The organism is Burkholderia sp. S-53 (assembly GCF_025560745.1).
Lineage (GTDB): Bacteria > Pseudomonadota > Gammaproteobacteria > Burkholderiales > Burkholderiaceae > Burkholderia > Burkholderia pyrrocinia.
In genome coordinates this window covers 1,782,252-1,804,478 of the sequence record NZ_CP090483.1, presented here as the reverse complement: position 1 = coordinate 1,804,478, position 22,227 = coordinate 1,782,252, and the positions used below count along the sequence as shown (strand labels likewise).

General features: G+C 65.8%; 16 protein-coding genes and 1 pseudogene. 3 read left to right on the top strand and 14 right to left on the bottom strand.

Features of this window, described 5'->3' with window-relative positions:
- Positions 1-7 precede the first annotated feature (7 nt).
- Positions 8-1,213, bottom strand: a complete 1,206-nt coding sequence (locus LXM88_RS13345) for a MexX/AxyX family multidrug efflux RND transporter periplasmic adaptor subunit (RefSeq protein ID WP_262542775.1) — start codon at positions 1,211-1,213, stop codon at positions 8-10.
- A 149-nt stretch (positions 1,214-1,362) separates the two neighbouring features.
- Between LXM88_RS13345 and LXM88_RS13340 the strand changes: the two genes are divergently transcribed.
- Positions 1,363-2,010, top strand: a complete 648-nt coding sequence (locus LXM88_RS13340; RefSeq protein ID WP_072441475.1) for a TetR family transcriptional regulator — start codon at positions 1,363-1,365, stop codon at positions 2,008-2,010.
- A 338-nt stretch (positions 2,011-2,348) separates the two neighbouring features.
- A complete protein-coding gene (locus LXM88_RS13335) occupies positions 2,349-3,617 on the top strand; it encodes a M23 family metallopeptidase (protein WP_262542773.1) in 1,269 nt (422 codons plus the stop codon).
- A gap of 166 nt (positions 3,618-3,783) precedes the next feature.
- On the opposite strand, the gene LXM88_RS13330 is transcribed toward LXM88_RS13335, so the two are convergent.
- The 9 genes and pseudogenes from LXM88_RS13330 to LXM88_RS13290 form a co-directional block, all read right to left on the bottom strand.
- Positions 3,784-4,509 (bottom strand): amino acid ABC transporter permease, encoded by a 726-nt coding sequence (locus LXM88_RS13330; protein ID WP_262542772.1) that lies wholly within the window; start codon positions 4,507-4,509, stop codon positions 3,784-3,786.
- A gap of 2 nt (positions 4,510-4,511) precedes the next feature.
- A complete protein-coding gene (locus LXM88_RS13325) occupies positions 4,512-5,234 on the bottom strand; it encodes an amino acid ABC transporter permease (protein ID WP_262542771.1) in 723 nt (240 codons plus the stop codon).
- A gap of 94 nt (positions 5,235-5,328) precedes the next feature.
- Entirely contained in the window at positions 5,329-6,144 is an 816-nt protein-coding gene (locus tag LXM88_RS13320; protein WP_262542770.1) for an ABC transporter substrate-binding protein, read from the bottom strand.
- Positions 6,145-6,317: 173 nt separating this feature from the next.
- Complete coding sequence (locus LXM88_RS13315) at positions 6,318-8,252, bottom strand: rhomboid family intramembrane serine protease (protein ID WP_262542769.1); 1,935 nt, start codon at positions 8,250-8,252, stop codon at positions 6,318-6,320.
- Between the two features lie 211 nt (positions 8,253-8,463).
- Positions 8,464-9,957 (bottom strand): agmatine deiminase family protein, encoded by a 1,494-nt coding sequence (locus LXM88_RS13310; RefSeq protein WP_262542767.1) that lies wholly within the window; start codon positions 9,955-9,957, stop codon positions 8,464-8,466.
- Between the two features lie 151 nt (positions 9,958-10,108).
- A pseudogene (locus tag LXM88_RS13305) lies at positions 10,109-11,219 on the bottom strand (agmatine deiminase family protein).
- Positions 11,220-11,269: 50 nt separating this feature from the next.
- Positions 11,270-12,382 carry a polyamine ABC transporter substrate-binding protein gene (locus LXM88_RS13300; protein ID WP_262542766.1) on the bottom strand — a complete coding sequence of 371 codons (1,113 nt, stop codon included), beginning with the start codon at positions 12,380-12,382 and terminating at the stop codon, positions 11,270-11,272.
- Between the two features lie 10 nt (positions 12,383-12,392).
- Positions 12,393-13,307 (bottom strand): N-carbamoylputrescine amidase, encoded by a 915-nt coding sequence (gene aguB, locus LXM88_RS13295; protein WP_262542765.1) that lies wholly within the window; start codon positions 13,305-13,307, stop codon positions 12,393-12,395.
- A 45-nt stretch (positions 13,308-13,352) separates the two neighbouring features.
- On the bottom strand, positions 13,353-14,390 hold the full coding sequence (locus LXM88_RS13290) for an agmatine deiminase family protein (RefSeq protein ID WP_262542764.1): 1,038 nt from the start codon (positions 14,388-14,390) through the stop codon (positions 13,353-13,355).
- Positions 14,391-14,491: 101 nt separating this feature from the next.
- Between LXM88_RS13290 and LXM88_RS13285 the strand changes: the two genes are divergently transcribed.
- Entirely contained in the window at positions 14,492-15,421 is a 930-nt protein-coding gene (locus LXM88_RS13285; protein ID WP_262542763.1) for a LysR family transcriptional regulator, read from the top strand.
- A gap of 77 nt (positions 15,422-15,498) precedes the next feature.
- Here the strand turns inward: LXM88_RS13285 and LXM88_RS13280 are convergent, their stop codons facing one another.
- The 4 genes from LXM88_RS13280 to LXM88_RS13265 form a co-directional block, all read right to left on the bottom strand.
- On the bottom strand, positions 15,499-16,803 hold the full coding sequence (locus LXM88_RS13280) for an MFS family transporter (RefSeq protein WP_065500107.1): 1,305 nt from the start codon (positions 16,801-16,803) through the stop codon (positions 15,499-15,501).
- Between the two features lie 235 nt (positions 16,804-17,038).
- Positions 17,039-18,718 (bottom strand): SpoVR family protein, encoded by a 1,680-nt coding sequence (locus LXM88_RS13275; protein WP_262542762.1) that lies wholly within the window; start codon positions 18,716-18,718, stop codon positions 17,039-17,041.
- The gene (locus tag LXM88_RS13270) at positions 18,715-19,983 is read right to left on the bottom strand and encodes a YeaH/YhbH family protein (RefSeq protein ID WP_262542761.1); all 1,269 of its coding nucleotides are present in this window, start codon (positions 19,981-19,983) and stop codon (positions 18,715-18,717) included. Before LXM88_RS13270 ends, LXM88_RS13275 begins: the two co-directional genes overlap by 4 nt.
- Positions 19,984-20,108: 125 nt before the next feature.
- On the bottom strand, positions 20,109-22,031 hold the full coding sequence (locus LXM88_RS13265) for a PrkA family serine protein kinase (RefSeq protein WP_047900613.1): 1,923 nt from the start codon (positions 22,029-22,031) through the stop codon (positions 20,109-20,111).
- Positions 22,032-22,227: the final 196 nt, after the last annotated feature.

Below are 22,227 nucleotides of genomic sequence, written 5' to 3'. Positions count from 1 at the left end.
GAACCGGTCAGGTTTGACGGGCGGCCGCGTGCGAAGCGGCCGCTGCCGGCGCCGCCTTCGACGGCGGCGCCTTCTCGACGGGCTTGACGGCCGTATCGGGCGCGAACTGCGCGGCGTTGTCGACGATCACGCGCTCGCCGCCGGTCAGGCCGCGCGTGATGCGCCAGTCATGGCCGCTCATCTGGTCGGCCGCGACCTCGACGTCCTTGACCTTGCCGTTCGCGCCGACGACACGCACCGACGTGCGATCGGTCGTGCGCAGCAGCGCGTCGCGCGGCACGAGGATCGCCCGCTGGTCGACCGCCGTGTCGAGCGCGATCCGCACATACGCGCCCGGCAGCAGCTCGCGCTCCGGATTCGGGAACAGCGCGCGCATCGCGACGGTGTCGGTGGTCGGATCGACCGCGAGATCGCTGAACAGCAGCTTGCCTTTCAGCGGATACGCGCTGCCGTCGGCGCGCATCAGCGTCACCGCGATGTCGTGCTGCGCGATGCCGGTCGCGCGCCCGCTCTTCACCGCGCGGCGCAGCGCGTCGACGTCGGCGGCCGGCTGCGAGAAGTTCACGTAGATCGGATCGAGCTGCTCGACGGTCGTGAGCGGCGTCGCCTGGTCCTGGCCGACGAGCGCGCCTTCGGTCACGAGCGCGCGCCGGGCGCGGCCCGCAATCGGCGCGGTGACGGTCGCATAGTCGAGCTGCAACTGCGCACGCGCGAGTTCGGCCTTCGCGGATGCAACCTCGGCCTTCGCCTGCGTGTCGCCGGCAACGGCCTCGGTGTGGTCGCGCTCGCTCACCGCGCGGTCGCGCACGAGATCGTCGTAACGGCGGCGCTTGTCGCTCGCCGCGAGCGCGGCGGCCTGCGCCTTCGCGAGCGCGCCCTGCGCGGCGTCGCGCGCGGCCTTCAGCGGCGCGGGATCGATGCGGAACAGCACCGCGCCCTGCTTCACTTCCTGGCCTTCCTCGTAGGTGCGCGCGGTGACGATGCCCGCGACCCGCGCGCGTACTTCCGCCTGCCGGTACGCGTCGAGCCGGCCCGGCAATTCGACGGTCATCGGCACGGCCGTCGGGCGCACCGTCACGACGGTCGCCTGCTTCGCGGTCTCTTTCTCCGCGTCCTGCTCGCCCTTGCCGCATCCGGCCACGACGAGCGCGGCCGCCAGCGTGAACGGCGCCAGCCGGCGGCAGCGCGACAGGAAGCAATTGTTGTTATTCATGGTGACCTCGGATCGTTCGCCGCCGATAAAATGCGGCGGCTCAGGGTGGCCGATTATAATCAGTCATGACTGATTAAATAAACGCTGTTTCGCTCTGACCGTCACACTGTCTCAATAAAACGACAGCGAATTGTAAGGAAATTCACGCCATGGCCCGCAAGACCCGGGAAGAATCGCTCGCCATCAAGCACCGGATCCTCGACGCCGCCGAGCTCGTGCTGCTCGAGAAAGGCGTCGCGCAAACCGCGATGGCGGACCTCGCCGAGGCCGCCGGGATGTCGCGGGGCGCCGTCTACGGCCACTACCGCAACAAGATGGAAGTGTGTCTCGCGATGTGCGACCGCGCGTTCGCGCGCACGTCGGAAGGCTTCGACGCAGGCGACGGCCTGCCGCCGCTCGCCACGCTGCGGCGCGCCGCGTCGCACTACCTGCAGGAATGCGGCGAGCCGGGCCCGATGCAGCGCGTGCTCGTGATCCTCTATACGAAGTGCGAGCAGAGCGAGGAAAACGGCGCACTGCAGCGGCGCCGCATGCTGCTCGAGCTGCAGATGCTGCGGATCACGAAGGCGCTGCTGCGCCGCGCGATCGCGGCCGGCGAACTCGCTGCCGATCTCGACGTGCACCTGGCCGCCGTCTATCTCGTGTCGCTGCTCGAAGGCGTGTTCGCGTCGATGATCTGGACCAACCGGCTGCGCGGCAACCTGTGGAACGACGCTGAAGCGATGCTCGACGCCGGCTTCGACGCCGTCCGCACGTCCGCCGCACTGCGCGGCCGTGCGCAAAAATTGCCGGACTGACGAAAATCGTCGTAACAAATGCTGATTTAACCCGATTTACCGCACTGCGAAACGAATGAGCTGACCCCCTTTAAAATTTTTAACGTTTCGCGGAACATCGGTAGACTGACGCTGTCATCTTTCTTTAGCGTCTTCGTGATAACCGGGTTCGACCCGGTATGCACGCCGCCGTTCGAAGCGGGCCCGCCCCGCGCGTTGGGTCGAACGGAAACGACACAGGCCCCTGCCGGGGCCTGTTTTGTTGCACGCCCGCCGCCCGCCCCGTCGCCATTCGACGGTTGTGCCGCCGACGGCCCCTGCCCACACCCCTTTGAACCGCTTTCCTGGATGTGGACACCTTGGTCAAGCCTGCCGCAACCCCTGATGCTTTCGCGCCCGGCCGCGCGCAGCGCGTCGCGCGCGCGCTCGTGCCGGCCGCCGTGCTCGGCGCCCTCGCCGCACTCGGCCTTGCCGCCGCACTGCCGGCCGTGTCGCAACTGCCGGGCGCCGTCGATTCCGGCACGGCCGCGCTGCCGCAGCGCGTGCTGTCCGACACGCCGTTTCCCACCGCGCAGCATTTCGTGACGGGCGAGCTCGCCCGCACGCTCGGCGGGCGCAATGAATACGGCGAACGCAACGACCGCAGCGTGCAGCCGGGCCTGTTCGCGCCGCTCAGCGCACACCGCAACGACATGCTCGGCTATGCGAGCCTGTTCCAGCTCGCACCGCCCGAAAACCGGCACGGGATGCGCGCGGGCGACATCGAGCTCACGCTGTCCGATACGCTGAACCGTCTCGACGTGCCGCCCGAGGTGCGCATCCAGCTCGGCGATCTCGTCACCGGCAAGGTCGCGATGCGTGCGAGTGCGCAGCGCGGCGACTATTACCGCGTCGCGTACGACACCAACGACGGCACGCCGCGCCTCACCGCGTTCGAACTGCGCGTCGCCGGCCGTACGTTCGGCGCGATCTGGTTCCGCGCGCCGGGCGCCGAGCACGGCGCGTACTACAACGCGCTCGACGGCTCGCCGCTCGAAGCCGCCGCATTCACGATGCCGGTCAAGTGGACGCGCATCAGCTCGTTCTTCGGCGAGCGCATCCATCCGCTGTCGCAGGCGATGGCGTTCCATACGGGCGTCGATCTCGCCGCGCCGAGCGGCACGCCCGTCGACGCGGCGGCCGACGGCGTCGTGTCGTTCGTCGGTTTCGATCCGGGCGGCTACGGCCGCTACGTGATCGTCGATCACGCGGACGGCTACTCGACCTACTACGCGCACCTGTCCGCGTTCGCGCACGGGCTCAAGACCGGCGAAACCGTGAAGCAGGGCCAGCGGCTCGGCTCGGTCGGGATGACCGGCGCCGCAACGGGCCCGCACCTGCATTTCGAGGTGCGTATCGCGAACGATCCGGTCGACCCGCTGGTCACGCTCGCCAGCGCGCAGACGGCGCTGTCCGACATGCAGCTCACCGCGTTCCGCCAGGAAGCGGCGCAATGGCGCTTCCGCCTCGCGTCGATCAATACGGCGCCGTTCGCGTTCGCGCAGAACGACGGGCCGCTGTGGGGCGATTTCGCGACTGACAAATCGACGCTGCGCGCGGTCTTCAACGCACACTATTCGGCGTCGTGATACGCGTGCCGCCCGCCGTCGCTCCGGAAGCAGCGGCGCCGGCGGCCGGCCATCTACCGTTCATGTCCGTACTGCACGCCGGGCCCGACCTGCCCGATGTGCGGTCCACCACGGATATTCGCTAGCGTTTCCTCACCGGCAGTTCGCCACGGCGCGCGGCACACCATCACCGCGCGGGTTCCGTGCACTCGGCTGTTGCCTGCTCGACGCGTTCCGCGCGCGAGCCCCGCGACAGCAGCCAGCGCGCCGCGCCGTCGAGCGACGTGCACAGCACCAGATAGATCGCCGCGACGAACAGGAAGATCGGCGCCGGATACACCATCAGCCGGTTGTTCACCTGCGTCGCGACGAACGACAGTTCCGGCACGCCGACGATATACGCGAGCGACGTGTCCTTCACGAGCGCGACCCACTGGTTGACGAACGACGGCGTCATGATCCGGATCGCCTGCGGCAGCAGCACATGGCGCACCGTCTGCCAGCGCGTGAGCCCGAGCGACAGCCCGGCCTGCCATTGCCCGTCGCCCGTGGCGACGATGCCCGCATGCACCGCATGCGCAAGATACGCGCCGCCGACGAGCGCGAGCGCGCACACGACCGTCGCGAGCCCCGGCACATCCATGTGCAGCAGCACGGGCATCAGGAAGTACGTCCAGAAGATCAGCATCAGCACGGGAATCGCGCGGAAGAAGCCGATGAACGCGAGCAGCAGCACGCGCACCGGGCCGCGCGCGAGCGCCATCGCGACGCCGAGCGCGATGCCGAGCACCGCCGATGCAACGGCCGACGCGATCGCAAGCACCAGCGACAGCGCGGCGCCGCCGAGCGGGCCTTCCGGGAACGCGCCGACGAGCAGGTACGGCAGGTTGGCGAGTAGCAGCGAAAGGTCCATCGTCAGCGCCCCGCCTCGAGCCGGTCGCGCCATTGCGTGGCCGCGTATGCACCGGCCTCGATCGCGGCCACTGCCGCGACGTACAGCAAGGTCGCGACGCCGAACGCAGCGAAGGTCTTGAACGTTTCCGTTTCGACCTGCCGCGACGCATACGACAGTTCGGCCACGCCGATCGCCATCGCGAGCGACGAGTTCTTCACGAGATTCATGTATTGGCCGAACAGCGGCGGCAACGCGATGCGCACGGCCTGCGGCAGCACCACGTAGCGCAGCGACTGCATCGGCGTGAGGCCGAGCGCCGCCGCCGCGTCATGCTGCGCAAGACGCACGCCGCGCAGGCCGGCCTCGCACTCCTCGGCGACGAACGCGGCCGTATACGCGCTCAACCCGACCCAGCCCGCGACGAATTCGAACGACGGCCATGCGAGCGTGAGCGGGCCCGCGCTCACTTCATGGCGCGTGTTCAGCCATGCGATCCACGTGTCGGGCAGCAACGACGCGACGCCGAAATACCAGAACAGCAACTGCACGAGCAGCGGCGTGTTGCGGAACGCGACGACGTATGCGGCGGCGGCCGTGCGCAGCGCCGTGCCGCGCGCATGGCGCATGACCGCGAGCAGCAGCCCGCCGGCGGTCGCGGCGACGGCCGACGCGGCCGCGAGGCCGAGTGTCAGCAGGAAACCCTGCCAGAGCCAGGACAGATATTTGGGAGCCAACCCGAGCATGCTGAGGTACGTGCGCGAAGCGCGCGATCGGAAGAAAACGGAAAGCGCCGCGCTGCCGACGTGCCGGCAGGTCGCGGCGCGCGTGCGGCGTGGCTCAGGTCTTGTCGCCGATGCGGAAGATGCGCGTGAGCGGCGTCTTCGTCGTCGGCCCGAACCATGCGTCGTAGATCTGCGCGGCGCGGCCGTTCGCCTCGAGCCCCTTCAGCGTGTCGTTGACGAAACCGAGCAGGCGTGTCTCGCCCTTCGGCACGCCGACGCCCATGTAATCGTTCGAGATCGTGAACGCCGGGATCTCGTAGTTCTGCTTGTCGGGCACGTTCGCGAGCAGGCCGATCAGCTTCGGGCCGTCCTGCGTGATCGCCTGCACGTTGCCGGCGCGCAGCGCGGCGAACGCGAACGGCGTGTCGTCATATGCGACGATCGTCGCCTTCGGGAATTTCTCGCGCAGCGTGATCTCGTTCGTCGTGCCCTTGTCCGCGCCGACGCGCAGGCCGTTCAACTGGTCGGCCGATTTCAGCACGCCCTTCTTCGCGAGAAACTGCTGGCCCGACGAGAAATACGGAATGCTGAAGTCGACCTGCTTCGCGCGCTCGTCGGTAATCGTGAAGTTCGCGAGCACGAGATCGACCTTGCCGGACGTCAGGAACGGAATGCGGTTCGCGGGGTTGGTCGGCTGGAGCTGCAGCTTCACGCCGAGCTTGTCGGCGAGCGCCTTCGCATAGTCGACGTCGAGACCGACGATGTGGTTGTTCTTTGCATCGACATAACCGAACGGCGGATTGCTGTCGAACGTTGCAACGCGCAGCACGCCGGCCTTTTTGATGTCATCGAGACGGTCCGCATGCGCGACGGTGCCTGCGGTGACGAGCGCGGCCCCGACGAGCCACGTAGCGAGAGTGTGGATTTTCATGAGCACGACCTGATTTGTTATGAAGGCCGCCGCGGATCGCGCGGCGGCCGGTTCGAGGAACATCGCGACGCGTGTGGGGTCGCGAAGCCGCTAACGTATCAGCGTGTGCGGTGAATCCGAACCAACAAATGGTGCTTTGCTCTGCGGGTTTCGTGATGAGGCTGGCTGCGCGGTCACGCGCCATCGGCGCCCTCTTCGCCGTCCGCGGACGCCGCACACAGGAATTCGCCAGCGCCCGTGTCTTGCAGGTAATCGAGCGAGCGGTCCATGCTGAGGAACGACAGCGTGCCCGCAGCACCCAGTGCGTAGAGCGTGCGATGGTCTGGCGCGAAGATCACCTGCGACACGCCGCCCGCAACCGGAAATTCGCCGACAGTTCGGCGGGTCGCCACCTTGATCACGCGCATCGGCGAGCCGTCGTACGCGGTCACGGCGATCAGCTTGCCATCATCGCTGCCGTCGAAGCTGTGCGCCGAAGTCTGGCAGACCGGATAGGTCCTCAGCGGCGCGAGGCTCGCCGGGTCCACCCACTTGACCGACGACGCGCCGTAGAGCCATGTTCCCGCGCCCGGCGCGCCCGGTTCCGCCTGGATGAAGCCTGCATCGAGCGGATACGAGCGGACCGGCTCGTTCGTCGAAGTATCGAACGCGACGATCGTGCCTTTCTGCATCGCGTTGACGTTCAGTTGCTTGCCGTCCGGCGACAGCCACATCGACAGTGGCCGCCCGAACTCGACGCCCGCCCCGTCGCCATCACCCAGTTTCAGCGTCGCGACAACCTGCGGCCAGTGCGTCATGCTGACGACGGACACCGTATCGTCGACGCCATTCAGCACGTAGAGTCTGTCGTGAGATGCCGATGCGACGATCGCGCGCGGAAACCGACCGAGCGTCGCACTGTCGACGATCTTGCCGCTCGCCAGATCGATGCGTACGACGCTGTCCTCGCGCATCGACGTCACGTACGCATAGCGCTCATCCGGGCTGACAGCTACTCCGCTCGCGCCGCGGCCGCGGCACAGGTTGCTTGGACACCCGTTAAGCCCCGTCTTGAACGGCTCTCCGGCAATCGTGCGGACCACCGTGCGCTTGTCGACGTCGACGACGACGAGCGTGTTCTCGTCGTTGTCGGCGATGTACAGGCGCTTGCCCGACGCTCCCATGACCATCGCATAGGTACCCTTGCCGACCGGGACGACCGTGCCCGCGGCCAGTTCCGCGGACACTGGCGCGGTGCGATGCTGCTCGTCCTCGCGGATCTGGTCGGCAATCGTGTCCGCATCGCGCTTCGCCTGCTGCCGCGCGTCGTCTTGTGCACGCTCACGATCCACGGCCGTGCGTAGCTCCTGCAGCTCCGCGCTGCCCGCGCGCTGCGCCGCAAACAGCATCACGCCACTGCCCAGCACCGCCAGCGTGACCGGCAGCACCGCGCCACGCAGCGAAGCATCCGAAGGACGAAAACCGTACAGTATCCAGCCGACGACGAAACCCGTGACGACACCGCCCAGATGCGCAGCCTGGTCGATACCGGAAATGAAGAATCCCGACACCAGGTTGATGGCGATCACCTGGGCCACCGCGCCGAGATTGATGACGACGCCCGCATCGCGACCTCGATCCGCACGCCGGTGCAATGCGAACGCCGCGGCCGCGCCGGCCAGTCCCATCAGCGCGCCCGACGCTCCGACGCTGACGACCGGGCGGATGCCGCTCGTCGGCAACACGATGCCGAACGCGACCTGCATTGCGCTGACCTCGTGATACCCGGACCAGAGCGCGCTCAGCAGCGAGCCGCCGAGCGCCGACAGCAAGTACACGACGCCGAACCGCAGTGAGCCGCCCGCGCGCTCGAGCACGGTGCCGAGCACGATCAGCATGTAAAGGTTCAGCGCCAGGTGCTGCCAACCGCCGTGCAGGAACGCGCTGGTCAGCAGGCGCCACGGCTGCCCGGTCAGCGTATAGGGCGCGAAGTTGGCGCCCCAGCCGAGCAGCAGACTGTTCGGCAGCGCGCCGTACAATGCCTGTCGCCACATCAGCAGGAAGACGGCGAGGTTGACGACGGCCAGCAGGATCGTCAGGCCCGGAACGGATGATCGTTGTTCTTTCATGGATATTTTTTCAATCGTCGATGGTGCCTCGGACAAGCGCTGCCGATTGTATATCCTGGACGCTCGAATGATCGGAACAAAAAAACGCCCGCTGCAAGCAGCGGGCGCGAATCCCAGTCAAGGAGGTGTCACACGAACTACGGCTCCAGATTAAGGAAATCGCTCGCCACGGACAACGAATCGATTTCGATATCGATATGACGCGTCCCGCTCACGCCGGCACTTCCCGGGTCGAGCAGTGGATGCCGCCGCCGCCCGACGCGATGCCGAGGATGTCGACCTGTACGATCGCCCGGTTCCCCGCATACGGGCTGACCGCGGCGACCGCGGCCGCGTCGGCCGCCGCGTCGTTGAACTTCGGCATCACGATCGCGCCGTTGCACGTGTAGAAATTGATGTAGCCGGCCGCGAAATGCGACATCTGCCGGTCGTTCAGCGTGGTGCCGGCCGACGTGCCGAAATTGACCGGCGGCACGAGCTCGACGATCTGCAGCGGCCGGCCGTTCGCATCGGTCTGGCCGGCGAGGCGTTGCCGGTTCGCATCCGTCAACGCGCGTTCGCCGGTCGAATTCGACGCGTCGTAGCAGCACGCGACCACACCCGGCGCGAGAAACCGCGCATAGAAATCGACGTGACCGTTCGTGATGTCGCTCTCGCCGGCCGGTGTCGCCGCACCGCCGGCGCCGCCCACGCCGCTGCCGCGCGGATAGATTGCGGTGCCCGGCAGCCAGATGATCTTCCGTACGCCCAGCGTGCGCCGCAACTCCGCGAGCACGGTATCTTTCGCCGTCGGCAGCAGCGTCGCGTTGGCGATGGCGCCGTTCGGGATGTCGAACAATTGCGGATTCCGGTTCACGTGCAGCACGGCCGACTCGGTGAGGATCGCCGTCGCATCGCCGTCGAATTCGATCGCACCGCCTTCGAGCGTCAACGTGCTGCGGATCAGGTTCGCGCCTTTCGTCTGCGCCATCCAGCCTGCCACCGCGCTGTCCCGGCCGAATGGCTGGAAGAACCTGCCCGCCTTCGACCGGTTGCTCGCGGCCGCGACCGCCGGCGGGATCGTCGCGCCGACGCCGTCGGTGTTCGCGTTGCCCCACCCGTTGAAATTGAAGCCGACCGCATTCAGCGCATTGCCGTTCGCGGTGTCCCTGACGAACACGCAGCCCGTGTCGCGCACCCAGAAATCGTCGAAGCCGTCGGCGAGCGGCACGAGGTTGATCCCGCCCGCGCCCGCCGGACGCGCCGCATAACGCGCATGCAGGTCGGGATTCGCGACGCTCGCGTTCGCGAGCAGCGCGCGGGCCGCGTCGAGATCGGCCGGCAGCACCAGCAGGTCGACCGGTTCGGTTGCGCCGATCGCTTTCGCGACGTCCATCAGGTCGGCCCGAACCCGGTCGATGCCGGCATCCGTGCTCTGCGGCGTGACGGGCATCCAGATGCCTTCCGTGCCGGACGCGAAGGCCATATAGGTCGACGCGTGCGGCGCCTCTTCGGCCGGCAGCCGGTACACGGCCTGCCGAGCCGACGGCGTCACACGCGGCGCGGCAGTCGCGTCGGACGCGCCGTCGCCGCCGCATGCGGCCAGGCTGCCCAGCAGCGGCATGCCGAGCCACACGGCCGAACAGCGGATGAATCCGCGTCGTCCGGTATCCGGCATGTGCCGCACGAGTTTGTCTACGCTTGCGCGGGTCCCTTTTTTCGTCATGTGTTCACTCCGTTGCGCAGCCGGCGCGCGTGCGCGCATGCCGGCTTCCGTCCACCGGGACGGATTCCGCGTTTTTCTTCAGTAGTCCGGAACGACCGGCAAATGCCGGCAGCCGTGCGAACCGGTCAAGCAGACCGGCCCGCGGCCGCGCTCAGGCCGGCTGCTGTTGCGTGGTGCAGTGGATGCCGCCGCCGCCCGCCGCGATGCCGTCGATATTCAGCTGAATGACGTCCCGGCCGGGAAACAGGTCGACGAGCGTGTCACGCGTATTGCGGTCGGCCCGGCTGTCGCCGAACTGCGGCGCGATCACGGCGCGGTTGCACACGTAGAAGTTGATGTAGCCGGCCGCGAACTCCGCGTTCTCGTAGGTGTGCCGGACGGTCTTCGGGCCCGGCAGCACGACGACCTTCAACGGGCGGCCCTTCGCGTCGGTGGATTTCCGCAGGATCTCCAGATGCTGCCGCGTCACCGCGTGGTCGTACGAGGACGGATCCGTGTCGAGCCCGGCCACCACGACGCCCGGGCTCGTGAAGCGCGCGTAGAAGTCGGTATGCCCGTCGGTGATGTCCTTGCCCGCGATGCCGGGCAACCAGATGATCTTCTTCAGCCCGAGCAGGCGGCTCAGCTCCGCCTCGCACTGCGCCTGGCTGACGCCCGGATTGCGGTTCGGATTCAGCACGCAACTGCGCGTGATGATCGCCGTCCCCTCGCCGTCCACCTCGATGCCGCCGCCTTCCAGCACCAGCCGCGTGTCGATCAGCCGTGCACCGGCACGCTCGGCGACGAATGACGCAACTTCGGCATCCTGATCGTGTTCCTGCTTGTTGCCCCAGCCGTTGAAATTGAAGCTCACGCCGCCGAGCTGGCCCGACGCATTCTTCACGAACACGGGCCCCGTGTCGCGCATCCACAGATCGTCGACCGGATGCTGGACGAGCTCGACCGATGAGCCGCACAGGCGCGACGCAATCGCATAGTCCTGTTCCCGCACCAGCATCTTGAGCGGCTCGTGCGCGGCGATCGCCTTCGCGACTGCGGCGAGGTTCTCGCGCACCACGGGCAGGAGCCGCGCGCCCCAGATGTCCTCGCTCGGGCCGAACGCCATCCAGGTCGCCGTGTGCGGCGCCCTCGTCCGGCATGTGCCAGGCCGCGCCCTGCTGCGCATGCGCGGCGCGGCCGAGCAACCCGCCCAGCGTGCTGGCGGCCAGCGCCGCGCCCGATACGGACAGGCCGCGTTTCAACAGTTGACGTCTCGTTGTCATGGCATTCCTCTTTCGCTTGCCGGTTGCTTCGGTTGTTTCATGGTGTGCCGTCACGGTCGCGCCGTCTTGAAGCCGAGCCAGGTTCGACCTTCGACACGCATCGCGGCCGGCGATTCGGCGATCGGCGTAAACAGCGTGCGCCGCGTCGACTCGTCCGGATAGATGCCCGGATCGCGCACCAGCGCCGGGTCCATCAGCTTCAGCGCGCCCTGGTTCGCATTCGCGTAGCGCGTCGCATTCGAGATCTTCGCGATCACGTCCGGCCGCAGGATGTAGTTGATGAACGCATGCGCGTTGTCCGGATGTTTCGCGGATGCCGGAATGACCATCGCGTCGAACCACATCAGGCTGCCGATGCGCGGGATGTCGTACACGATATCGCGCTTCGGATCGCGCGCCTTCGCCTTCTGCGCGGCCAGGTTGATCGCACCGGAGAAGCCGACCGTCACGCACAGCTCGCCTTCGATCAGCTCGTTGGCGTCGGACGAGCCGACGAACTGGCGGATGAACGGCCGGACCTTCATCAGCATCGCCTGCGCGGCCGCGTAATCCTGCGCGGACGGATGCATCGGATCGCGGCCGATGTAACGCAGCGCCAGCGGCAGCACCGTGCTCGCGGAGTCCTGCAGGCCCAGCCCGCACTGCGCGGCGACGCGCGCCGCGATCGCCGGGTCGAACAGCAGGTCGAGGCTGTCGGCCGGCATGTCCTTGCCGAGGATCGCGTGCACTTTCGCGCGGTCGTAGCCGACGCCCACGGTGCCCCACATGTACGGCACGCCGTACTGGTTGCCGGGATCGGATTGCGCCATCTGCTTCAGCAGCGACGGATCGAGATACTTCAGGTTCGGCAGCCGGCTCTTGTCGAGCTTGCGAAACACGCCGGCCTGGATCTGCCTGGCCATGAAGTCGTTGGTGGGCCACACGAGGTCGTAGCCGCTGTTGCCGGTCAGCAGCTTCGATTGCAGCGTCTCGTCGCTGTCGTACGCATCGTAGCGAACCTTGATGCCGGTTTCCTTCTCGAACGCCGACACGGTATCCGGCGCGAAGTAATTGCTCCAGTTGTACAGGTTCAGCACCTTCTCCTCGTCGGCGCGGGCCGTTCCGGCCAGCACGCACAGCGCGAGGCCCGGCACCGCGACGCGCAGCCATCCGTTCCGTTTCATCGGGCACTCCTCATCGATAACAGGACGACATGCCGTCGCTGGTGAGCAACGTGCGATACATCTCCGGGCGGCGATCGCGGAAGAAGCCCCACGATTGCCGGTCGGCGCGGATCGCGTCGAGGTCGAACGTGTGCACGAGCACCGCTTCGTCGGTGCGGTTCGCTTCGGCCCGCTTCGCGCCGGTGTGATCCGCGATGAAGCTCGACCCGTAGAACACGCCCGTGAGCGCCTGCTGCTGCGGATTGCCGTTGCCGAAGCCGACCTCGCGGCCGATCCGGTTGGCGGCCACCACCGGCACCATGTTCGCGGCGGCGTGGCCCTGCATCGTGCGCTGCCAGTGGCCGGCCGAGTCGAACTCGCTGCTGAACGGCTCCGAGCCGATGATGGTCGGAAAGCACAGGATCTCGGCGCCCATCAGCGCGAGGCAACGCGCCGTCTCCGGATACCACTGGTCCCAGCAGATGCCGATGCCGATCCGGCCGAAACGCGTGTCCCACACCTTGAATCCGGTGTCGCCGGGCGTGAAATAGAACTTCTCCGTATAGCCCGGCCCGTCCGGGATATGCGTCTTGCGATAAACGCCGAGCACGCGTCCGTCGGCATCCGCGACGGCGATCGAGTTGTATGCGGCATTGCCCGCGCGCTCGAAGAAACCGATCGGCAGCACGATGCCGAGTTCGCCGGCCAGCGCCGCGAAACGGGCGATCTGCGCGTTGCCTTCGAACGGCTGCGCGAGTTCGAGATGGCGCACGTTCTGGTCGACGCAGAAGTACGGCATCGCGAACAGCTCCGGGCACAGCACGAGATTCGCGCCCTGTGCGGCGGCCGCGCGGATCAGGCGCTCCGCGGTGGCCATGTTGTCTTCGAGGTTCCAGCTACCCGACGCCATCTGTACGGCGGCGACGGTAATGTGTTTGGACGTCATTGCAATTGCTCCTCGCGGGATCGATACCTGCTGGTCAGGCGTCGCTCAGATCGCGACGGACGGCTGCTGCTGCGTCGAACAGTGGATGCTGCCGCCGCCGATCGACAGCGTCGGGATCGGCAACATCTCCACGTTACGTCCCGGGAACGCGCGACCGAAGACCTCGCGCGCGGCCTGATCCTGCTCGACGCCGAACGCAGGCACGATCACCGCGCCGTTCACCAGAATGTAGTTCGCATAGCAATCGCAGTAGCGCTCGGAGCCGAAGCGCTCGCTGACGATCGGCGACGGCAGGTCGAGCAGTTCGAAACGGCGCCCGGCCGCGTCGGTCGCGAGCTCCAGCGCGCGACGGTTTTCGCGCATCACGCGGAAATAGTCGCCCTGTTCGGGCAGCGCGGCCTGGCACAGCATCCGGCCCGGCGCGATGAACGACGCGATGCCGTCGACGTGCCCATTCGTCTCCACTTCGTCGGGATTGCCGGGCAGCCAGACGATCTTCTCGACACCCAGCATGCGCCGGAGCTCCGCTTCGATCTCCGCGCGGCTCAGGTGCGGGTTGCGATTGGGATGCAGCAGGCAGCTCTCGGTGGTGACCAGCGTGCCCTGCCCGTCGACGTAGAACGAACCGCCCTCCAGCACCATGTGCGAATTGAATATCTCGGCGCCTGCCGCGCGCGCGATGTCCTGCCCGGCCTGCTGGCAGCCGTCGTACGGCTGGTATTTCTCGCCCCAGCAGTTGAAGCGGAACACGGCCGCCCCCAGCCTGCGCTGCTCGCTGACGAGGAAGATCGGCCCGCAATCGCGCAGCCAGTTGTCCTCGGCCGCGACCGGCAGCACGTCGACGCTCGCACCGACCAGCTCGCGCGCGGCGTCGGCCTGGCTGTGGTGGACGGCCACCACGCAGCGCTGGTAGCGGGCGATCGTCCGCGCGACCAGCGCGAATTCGCGGCAAACCTGCGCGTAATGAACGCCCCACAGGTCCTCGCGCCCTTCGAGAACCGGCCATCCGAGCCACGTGGCGTCCATGGATTCCCATTCGGCGGGCATCCGGTAACCGCGCTGGCGAGCATCAAAGCGACCCATCGATCAGCCTCCGTTGTGATTGATGGCCGATTGTGCGTCAGGCTAAACTTGATGAATATTGATATTTTTTGGCCGAATCGATCAATTTACCTCATACCTCGATGCAACGCGTTCCGTCCCTGAAACTGCTGACCGGCTTCGAAGCCGCGGCCCGGCTGGGCAATTTCTCGCGTGCGGCCGACGAGCTGCACCTGTCGCAATCGGCGATCAGCCATCAGATCCAGCAGCTCGAAGCGCAACTCGGGCAGCCGCTGTTTCGCCGTCGCGGCCGCGGCGTCGAACTGACCATTGCCGGCGAAGTCCTGCAGCGCAGCGTGCAGCGCGCGATGGACACGTTGCGCGGCGGGCTCGACCGTATCGCGACCTACCTGAACCCGGGGCTCGTCGTGCTGGTGTGCCCTGCGCCGCTGCTGCACGGCTGGCTGCAGCCGCGCCTCGAGCAGTTGCAACAGGCGCTGCCGGACCTGTGCCCGCTGCTGTCGACCGACGAAACGGCGCGCTATGTCGACGAGATCGACGTCGACATGACGATCGGCACGCGGCCGATGCTGCAGCCGGGCCTGCTGGACATCCCGTTCATGCGGGACGAATGGGTAACGGTGTGCGCAATGCCGCTGGCGAAACAGCTCGAACGCGTGCCGCGCGGCGAGCACCCGCGGCATGCGGGGCTCATCTGCCTCGAAGCCAGCCTGACCGACGAGCGCATGGCCACGGTGTTTCGCGAGCAATTGTCGGACTTCCGGATGCACGCGATCTACGACGATCAGCGGCTCGTGCTGGACGCCGTGCTGCGCGGCCGCGGCATCGCGTGCCTGCCGCGCCTCGTCGCGCAGGCCGGCCTCGACCAGCACGCGCTGACCGTGCTCGCCGACTACCCGCGCCTGCCCGGCACCACGTGGTGGCTGTCACGCATCGACGGTCCGTCGCGTTCGCCGATCGTCGAGCGGATGTTCGAATGGCTGGTCGAGCAAGGCCGGCAGTCGGGCGCGCCCGATCCGGCATCCGCCGGCATGCCGCTGTCGCCCGCGTAGTCGCACGCCGCAAAAAAAACGTCCCGCCAGTTGGCGGGACGTTCGTCACGATGCGAATGCGCGCGCGGCGCAATCGATCACGGTTCGTGGCGCAGGTACCCTTCCTTGCTCGGATCGCGCATCCGCCACGATACGATCAGCGAGATCGCGCACAGCGCGGTCACGTACCAGTAGAAGGTTTCCTCGCTGCCGATCGACTTGAACCACAGCGCGACATACTCGGCCGAGCCGCCGAAGATCGCGTTCGCGACCGCGTACGACAGGCCGACGCCCATCGCGCGCACTTCCGGCGGGAACATCTCGGCCTTGATGAGGCCGCTGATCGACGTGTAGAAGCTGACGATCGCCAGTGCGACCGTGATCAGCACGAACGCGGCCACCGGGCTCGTGACGTCCTTCAGCGCATGCATCAGCGGCACCGTGCCGATCACCGCGAACGAGCCGAACAGGATCATCGACGTGCGGCGGCCGATCCGGTCGGACAGCGCGCCGAACACCGGCTGAATCAGCATGTAGACGAGCAGCGCGACGGTCATCACGTTGCTGGCCGTCTTCGCGTGCATGCCTGCCGTGTTCACGAGGTACTTCTGCATGTACGTGGTGAACGTGTAGAAGATCAGCGAGCCGCCGGCCGTGAAGCCGACCACCGTGAAGAACGCGCCCTTGTGCTGCCACACGCCGCGAATCGTGCCGGCGTCCTTCTTGTCGCGCGACGCGCTGGTCGACGTCTCGTCGAGCGATTTCCGCAGGTACAGCGAAATCAGCGCGGCCGCCGCGCCGACGACGAACGGAATGCGCCAGCCCCACGCCTTCAGTTCGTCGGTCGACAGCGTCTGCTGCAGGATCACGAGCACCAGCAGCGCGCACAGCTGGCCGCCGATCAGCGTCACGTACTGGAACGACGCGAAGAAGCCGCGCCGGCCCTTCAGCGCGACCTCGCTCATGTAGGTCGCGCTCGTGCCGTATTCGCCGCCCACCGACAGCCCCTGGAACAGGCGTGCAACCAGCAGCAGCGCCGGCGCGAGCGCGCCGATCTGCGCATAGGTCGGCAGCACCGCGATCACGAGCGAGCCGCCGCACATCATCAGCACCGAGATCATCATCGCGGCGCGCCGGCCGTGACGATCGGCGATGCGGCCGAACAGCCAGCCGCCGATCGGACGCATCAGGAAGCCGGCCGCGAACACGCCGGCCGTGTTCAGCAGCTGCGTCGTGGTGTTGCCGCTCGGGAAGAACGCCGGCGCGAAGTACAGCGCGCAGAACGAGTAGATGTAGAAGTCGAACCACTCGACGAGGTTGCCCGATGAGGCGCCGACGATGGCGAACACGCGCCGCCGGGTGTCATGCGCAGACAGCGCAGCTTGGTCGGTCTGGACGTCCATGGATTGGTCTGTTCCTTTTAGTGCTTTCTGGGCGAGACGGCTGGGGGCCGCCGCGTGCGGTCGCACGTGGCACCGGTTCCGGCGGCACGGCGCTACGGGATTTTAGCGAAATGTAAAGTAACAGGCTTTCCGGGTTCGTCCGGATGTAGAAAATTTTTCTCTTGCCGCGCGTTCGTCATATGAAAACGCCAGCCCGCGGGCTGGCGTCCGATGCAAACATTCTTGTAGCCGACGATCAAACGCGCACCTCCGGCGGCACGTAGCGGCACTCGTAGCGCTTGCGCACGGTGCCGGCCTCGTCGACGCTTTCCAGATACACGTCGAACTGCCAGAGCCGCGCCATGTGCTTGAGCACCTCGTCGCTGTCGTTCGACAGGTGGCGGTTGTCGGTCATGAAGTGACGCAGCGTGAGGCTGCGGTCACCGCGCGTATTCACCGCCCACACCTGGATGTTCGGCTCGCGGTGATGGATGTCGTACTGCCGCGACAACGCCTGCCGCACGTACTGGTAGCCGGAATCGTCGTGGATCGCCGACACCTCGAGCGAATCGCGCATGTCGTCGTCGAGCACCGAGAAGAGCCGCATCTCGCGGATCAGGTTCGGCGACAGGTACTGCGCGATGAAGCTCTCGTCCTTGAAGTTGCGCATTGCGTAGTGCATCGCCGGCAGCCACGGGGTGCCCGCGATCTCCGGAAACCACTTGTAGTCCTCTTCCGTCGGCGCTTCGCAGATCCGCCGGATGTCGCTCATCATCGAGAAACCGAGCGCATACGGGTTGATCCCGCTGTAGTACGGCTTCGTGACGGGCGGCTGGTAGACCACGTTGCTGTGCGAATGCAGGAACTGCATCATGAAGCCGTCTTCCAGCTTGCCCTGGTTGTACAGCGTGTTCAGCAGCGTGTAATGCCAGAACGTCGCCCAGCCTTCGTTCATCACCTGCGTCTGCCGCTGCGGGTAGAAATACTGGCCGATCTTGCGCACGATGCGGATCACTTCCCGCTCCCACGGTTCGAGCAGCGGCGCGTTCTTCTCCGCGAAATACAGCAGGTTCTCCTGCGGCTCGGGCGGATAGCGGCCTTCCTGCTCCTCCATCAGCTCGGGCTTCTTGCCCGGCAGCGTGCGCCACAGTTCATTCACCTGCGACTGCAGGTATGCCTCGCGCTCGCGCCGCAGCGCCGCTTCCTTCGACAGCGACGGCTTCTGCGGCCGCTTGTAGCGGTCGACGCCGTAGTTCATCAGCGCATGGCACGAATCGAGCAGTTCCTCGACGCGATCGAGCCCGTAGCGCTCCTCGCATTCCGCGACGTAGTTCTTCGCGTACACGAGATAGTCGATGATCGCGTGCGCGTCGGTCCACAGCCGGAACAGGTAGTTGCCCTTGAAGAACGAGTTGTGCCCGTACGCCGCATGCGCGATGACGAGCGCCTGCATCGTCATCGTGTTCTCTTCCATCAGATACGCGATGCACGGATTCGAATTGATGACGATTTCGTACGCGAGGCCCATCTGGCCGCGGCGATAGCTCTTCTCGGTCGCGAGGAAGTGCTTGCCGAACGACCAGTGGCGGTAGTTGACGGGCATCCCGACCGATGCATACGCATCCATCATCTGTTCGGCGCTGATCAGTTCGAGCTGGATCGGGTAGATGTCGAGCTCGTATTGTTCGGCGACCTGCGAGATGTGCGTGTCGTATTCCTCGAGCAGTTCGAACGTCCAGTCGGACGGGCACGGCAGCGGCTTGCGTTCGGCAACGTTCATACGCGCTTCCTTTTGCCCCGTAGCGGGCAAGTCGGCGGCCGGCGGCGGCGGTTCGGCCTGCGCGCGTTGCTGCGATGCGGCAGAGCCGGCCGTGTCGTCGCCGGAGGGGCGCGGCTCGTAGCCGCGCGACTCGTTGTGCAGATGGCGGGTCGTCATGACATTTCCACCTGCTTTTCGAACAATTCGCGAAACACCGGGTAAATCTCGGCAGCCGATTCCACTTTTTTCATCGCGAGATGCGGCTGCGACAGCGCCAGCTGCGCGTATTCCAGCCACAGATTCTGCTCTTCCGGCGCGACCTGGATATACGCGAAGTAACGCGTCTTCGTGAGGATATCCTCTTCCAGGATTTTGCGACACTTGGGCGAATCGTCGGTCCAGTTGTCGCCGTCGGACGCCTGCGCGCCGTAGATGTTCCACTCGGTCGGCGAGTAGCGCTCGTTCTGCACCTTGCGCATCAGTTCGAGCGCGCTCGACACGACCGTGCCGCCGCTTTCGGTCGAATGGAAGAAGGTATCCTCGTCGACTTCCTCGGCACGCGTATGGTGACGGATGAACACGACCTCGATGCGCTCGTAGTTGCGCTTGAGGAACAGGTAAAGCAGGATGAAGAAGCGCTTCGCGAGATCCTTGCGCTGCTCGTCCATCGAGCCCGACACGTCCATCAGGCAGAACATCACGGCCTGGCTCGACGGCTGCGGCTGCTTCACGCGGTTGATGTAGCGCAGGTCGAACGGATCGATGAACGGAATCCGCCAGATGCGCCCCTTCAGGTGATGGATCTCGGCCTCCAGCAACGCGATTTCCTCGCGGCGGTCTTCCGGATCGCTCTTCAGCGCCTCGAGCTGCGCCTCGAGTTCGCGCAGCTCGTTGACGAGCGGCGAGCCGAGCGCGATGCGCCGGCCGAGCGCGCTGCGCAGCGAACGCACGACGTCGATGTTGTTCGGCGTGCCTTCCGCCGACCAGCCCGCGCGCACGTTCTTCCAGCTCGGCACCGTCAGCAGGTGCGTCTTCACGAGGCGCGGCAGTTCGAGATCGTCGAAGAAGTACTGCATGAACTCGTCGCGCGACAGTTCGAACACGAAGTCGTCCTGCCCTTCGCCCTCGTTGCTGGCCTGACTGCCGCCGCCGCCCGAGCCGCCCTGCGGACGCGGGATCTTGTCGCCGCGCACGTAGTCCTCGTTGCCAGGGTGCACGTATTCACGACGCCCGCCCGGTCCGTGCCGGAAATTCGGCTCCGCGATGTCCTTGCGCGGGATCGTGATGCTCTGCGTGCTCTGGATATCCTTGATGCTACGGTCGCGCACCGCGTCGGACACGGCACGACGAATGTAGTTCTTGACGCGACGCAGAAAGCGTTCGCGATTGGCGATACTCTTGTTCTTGCCGGCCAGCCTGCGGTCGATGATTTGATGAAGCACTGCCGGTCTCCCGCTCGAAAGTCGATATGCCGGGACGCTCGCCGCACATGCCGTCTCCCGTCATGCGGGCGGCGTCTCTGAAAGCGCCCGTACGGACTCGCCGTACGGGCTCGGTACCGCGCGCGTCATGACGACTTGCGCACGCGCAGGTACCAGTCGCAAAGCAGCCTCACCTGCTTCGGCGTATAGCCCTTCGCGACCATCCGGTTCACAAAGTCCTCATGCTTGCGCTGCTCCTCCGCCGAACCCTTCGCGTTGAACGAAATCACCGGCAACAGTTCCTCGGTGTTCGAGAACATCTTCTTCTCGATCACGACGCGCAACTTCTCGTAGCTCGTCCACACGGGGTTCTTGCCGGCGTTCGCCGCCCGTGCACGCAACACGAAGTTCACGATCTCGTTGCGATAATCCTTCGGATTGCTGATGCCGGCCGGTTTCTCGATCTTCTCCAGCTCCGCGTTCAGCGCGGCGCGATCGAAGCTCTCGCCCGTGTCGTGATCGCGGAATTCCTGGTCCTGGATCCAGAAGTCCGCATACGTGACGTAGCGGTCGAAGATGTTCTGGCCGTACTCCGAATACGACTCGAGATAGGCCGTCTGGATCTCCTTGCCGATGAAATCCGCGTAACGCGACGCGAGCACGTCCTTCACGAAGGACAGGTACTTCTGCTCGGTTTCCGGCGGGAACTGCTCGCGTTCGATCTGCTGTTCGAGCACGTACATCAGGTGCACGGGGTTGGCCGCGACCTCGCTCGAATCGAAGTTGAACACGCGCGACAGGATCTTGAACGCGAAGCGCGTCGACACGCCCGTCATCCCTTCGTCCACGCCCGCGTAGTCGCGGTACTCCTGGTACGACTTCGCCTTCGGATCGGTGTCCTTCAGGTTTTCGCCGTCATACACCTGCATCTTCGAGAACAGGCTCGAATTCTCCGGCTCGTGCAGACGCGACAGCACCGAGAACTGCGACATCATCTTCAGCGTGCCCGGCGCGCATACAGCCTCGGCGAGCGACGAGTTGCGGATCAGCTTCTCGTAGATCTTGGTCTCTTCCGACACGCGCAGGCAGTACGGCACCTTCACGACGAAGATCCGGTCGAGCAGTGCCTCGTTGTTGCGGTTGTTGCGGAACGCCTTCCACTCCGACTCGTTCGAGTGCGCGAGGATGATCCCGTCGAACGGAATCGCGCCGAAGCCCTCGGTGCCCTTGAAGTTGCCTTCCTGCGTGGCGGTCAGCAGCGGGTGCAGCACCTTGATCGGCGCCTTGAACATTTCGACGAATTCGAGCAGGCCCTGGTTCGCGAGACACAGACCGCCCGAGTAGCTGTACGCATCGGCGTCGTCCTGCGCATACTGCTCGAGCTTGCGGATGTCGACCTTGCCGACCAGCGACGAGATGTCCTGATTGTTCTCGTCGCCCGGCTCCGTCTTCGCGATGCCGACCTGCCGCAGGATCGACGGATAGCGGCGCACGACGCGGAACTGGCGGATGTCGCCGTTGTATTCGTGCAGCCGCTTGACGGCCCACGGACTCAGGATGTTTTTCAGGTAGCGGCGCGGAATGCCGTACTGTTCCTCGAGGATCGGGCCGTCTTCGTCGTAGTCGAACAGCCCGAGCGGCGATTCGTTGACGGGCGAACCCTTCAGCGAATAGAACGGCACGCGCTCCATCAGTTGCTTCAGACGCTCGGCGATCGACGACTTGCCGCCGCCCACCGGACCGAGCAGATAGAGGATCTGCTTCTTCTCTTCGAGCCCTTGCGCAGCGTGGCGGAAGTACGCAACCACCTGCTCGATCACTTCCTCCATTCCGTAGAACTCACGGAATGCGGGATAGACCTTGATGACCTTGTTCGCGAAGATCCGCGACAGGCGCGGCTCGTTGCGGGTATCGATGTGTTCAGGTTCCCCGATTGCTGCCAGCATGCGTTCACCAGCCGTCGCGTACGCGGATGGATCGTTCTTGCAGAGCGCGAGATACTCCTCCAGCGAGAGCTCTTCCTCTCGCGTTTTTTCGAAGCGGTTCGCGAAGCTGCTGTAAATATCCATGCTACCTCCCTCGCCTGAGTCTGAAGACGTGCCTGCCTTCGTACGACTGCGCAGAAGCAAGCGCGTTCGAATTCATCCTAAACCCTTTCTTATTTTTTTTCACGAACTCTTCGTATGAAGTTCGTTATTCTCGACAACACCGCTTGGACAACACATTTCGTCGTTTTACAATCGATCTCCCGAGCCGCAGAAACTG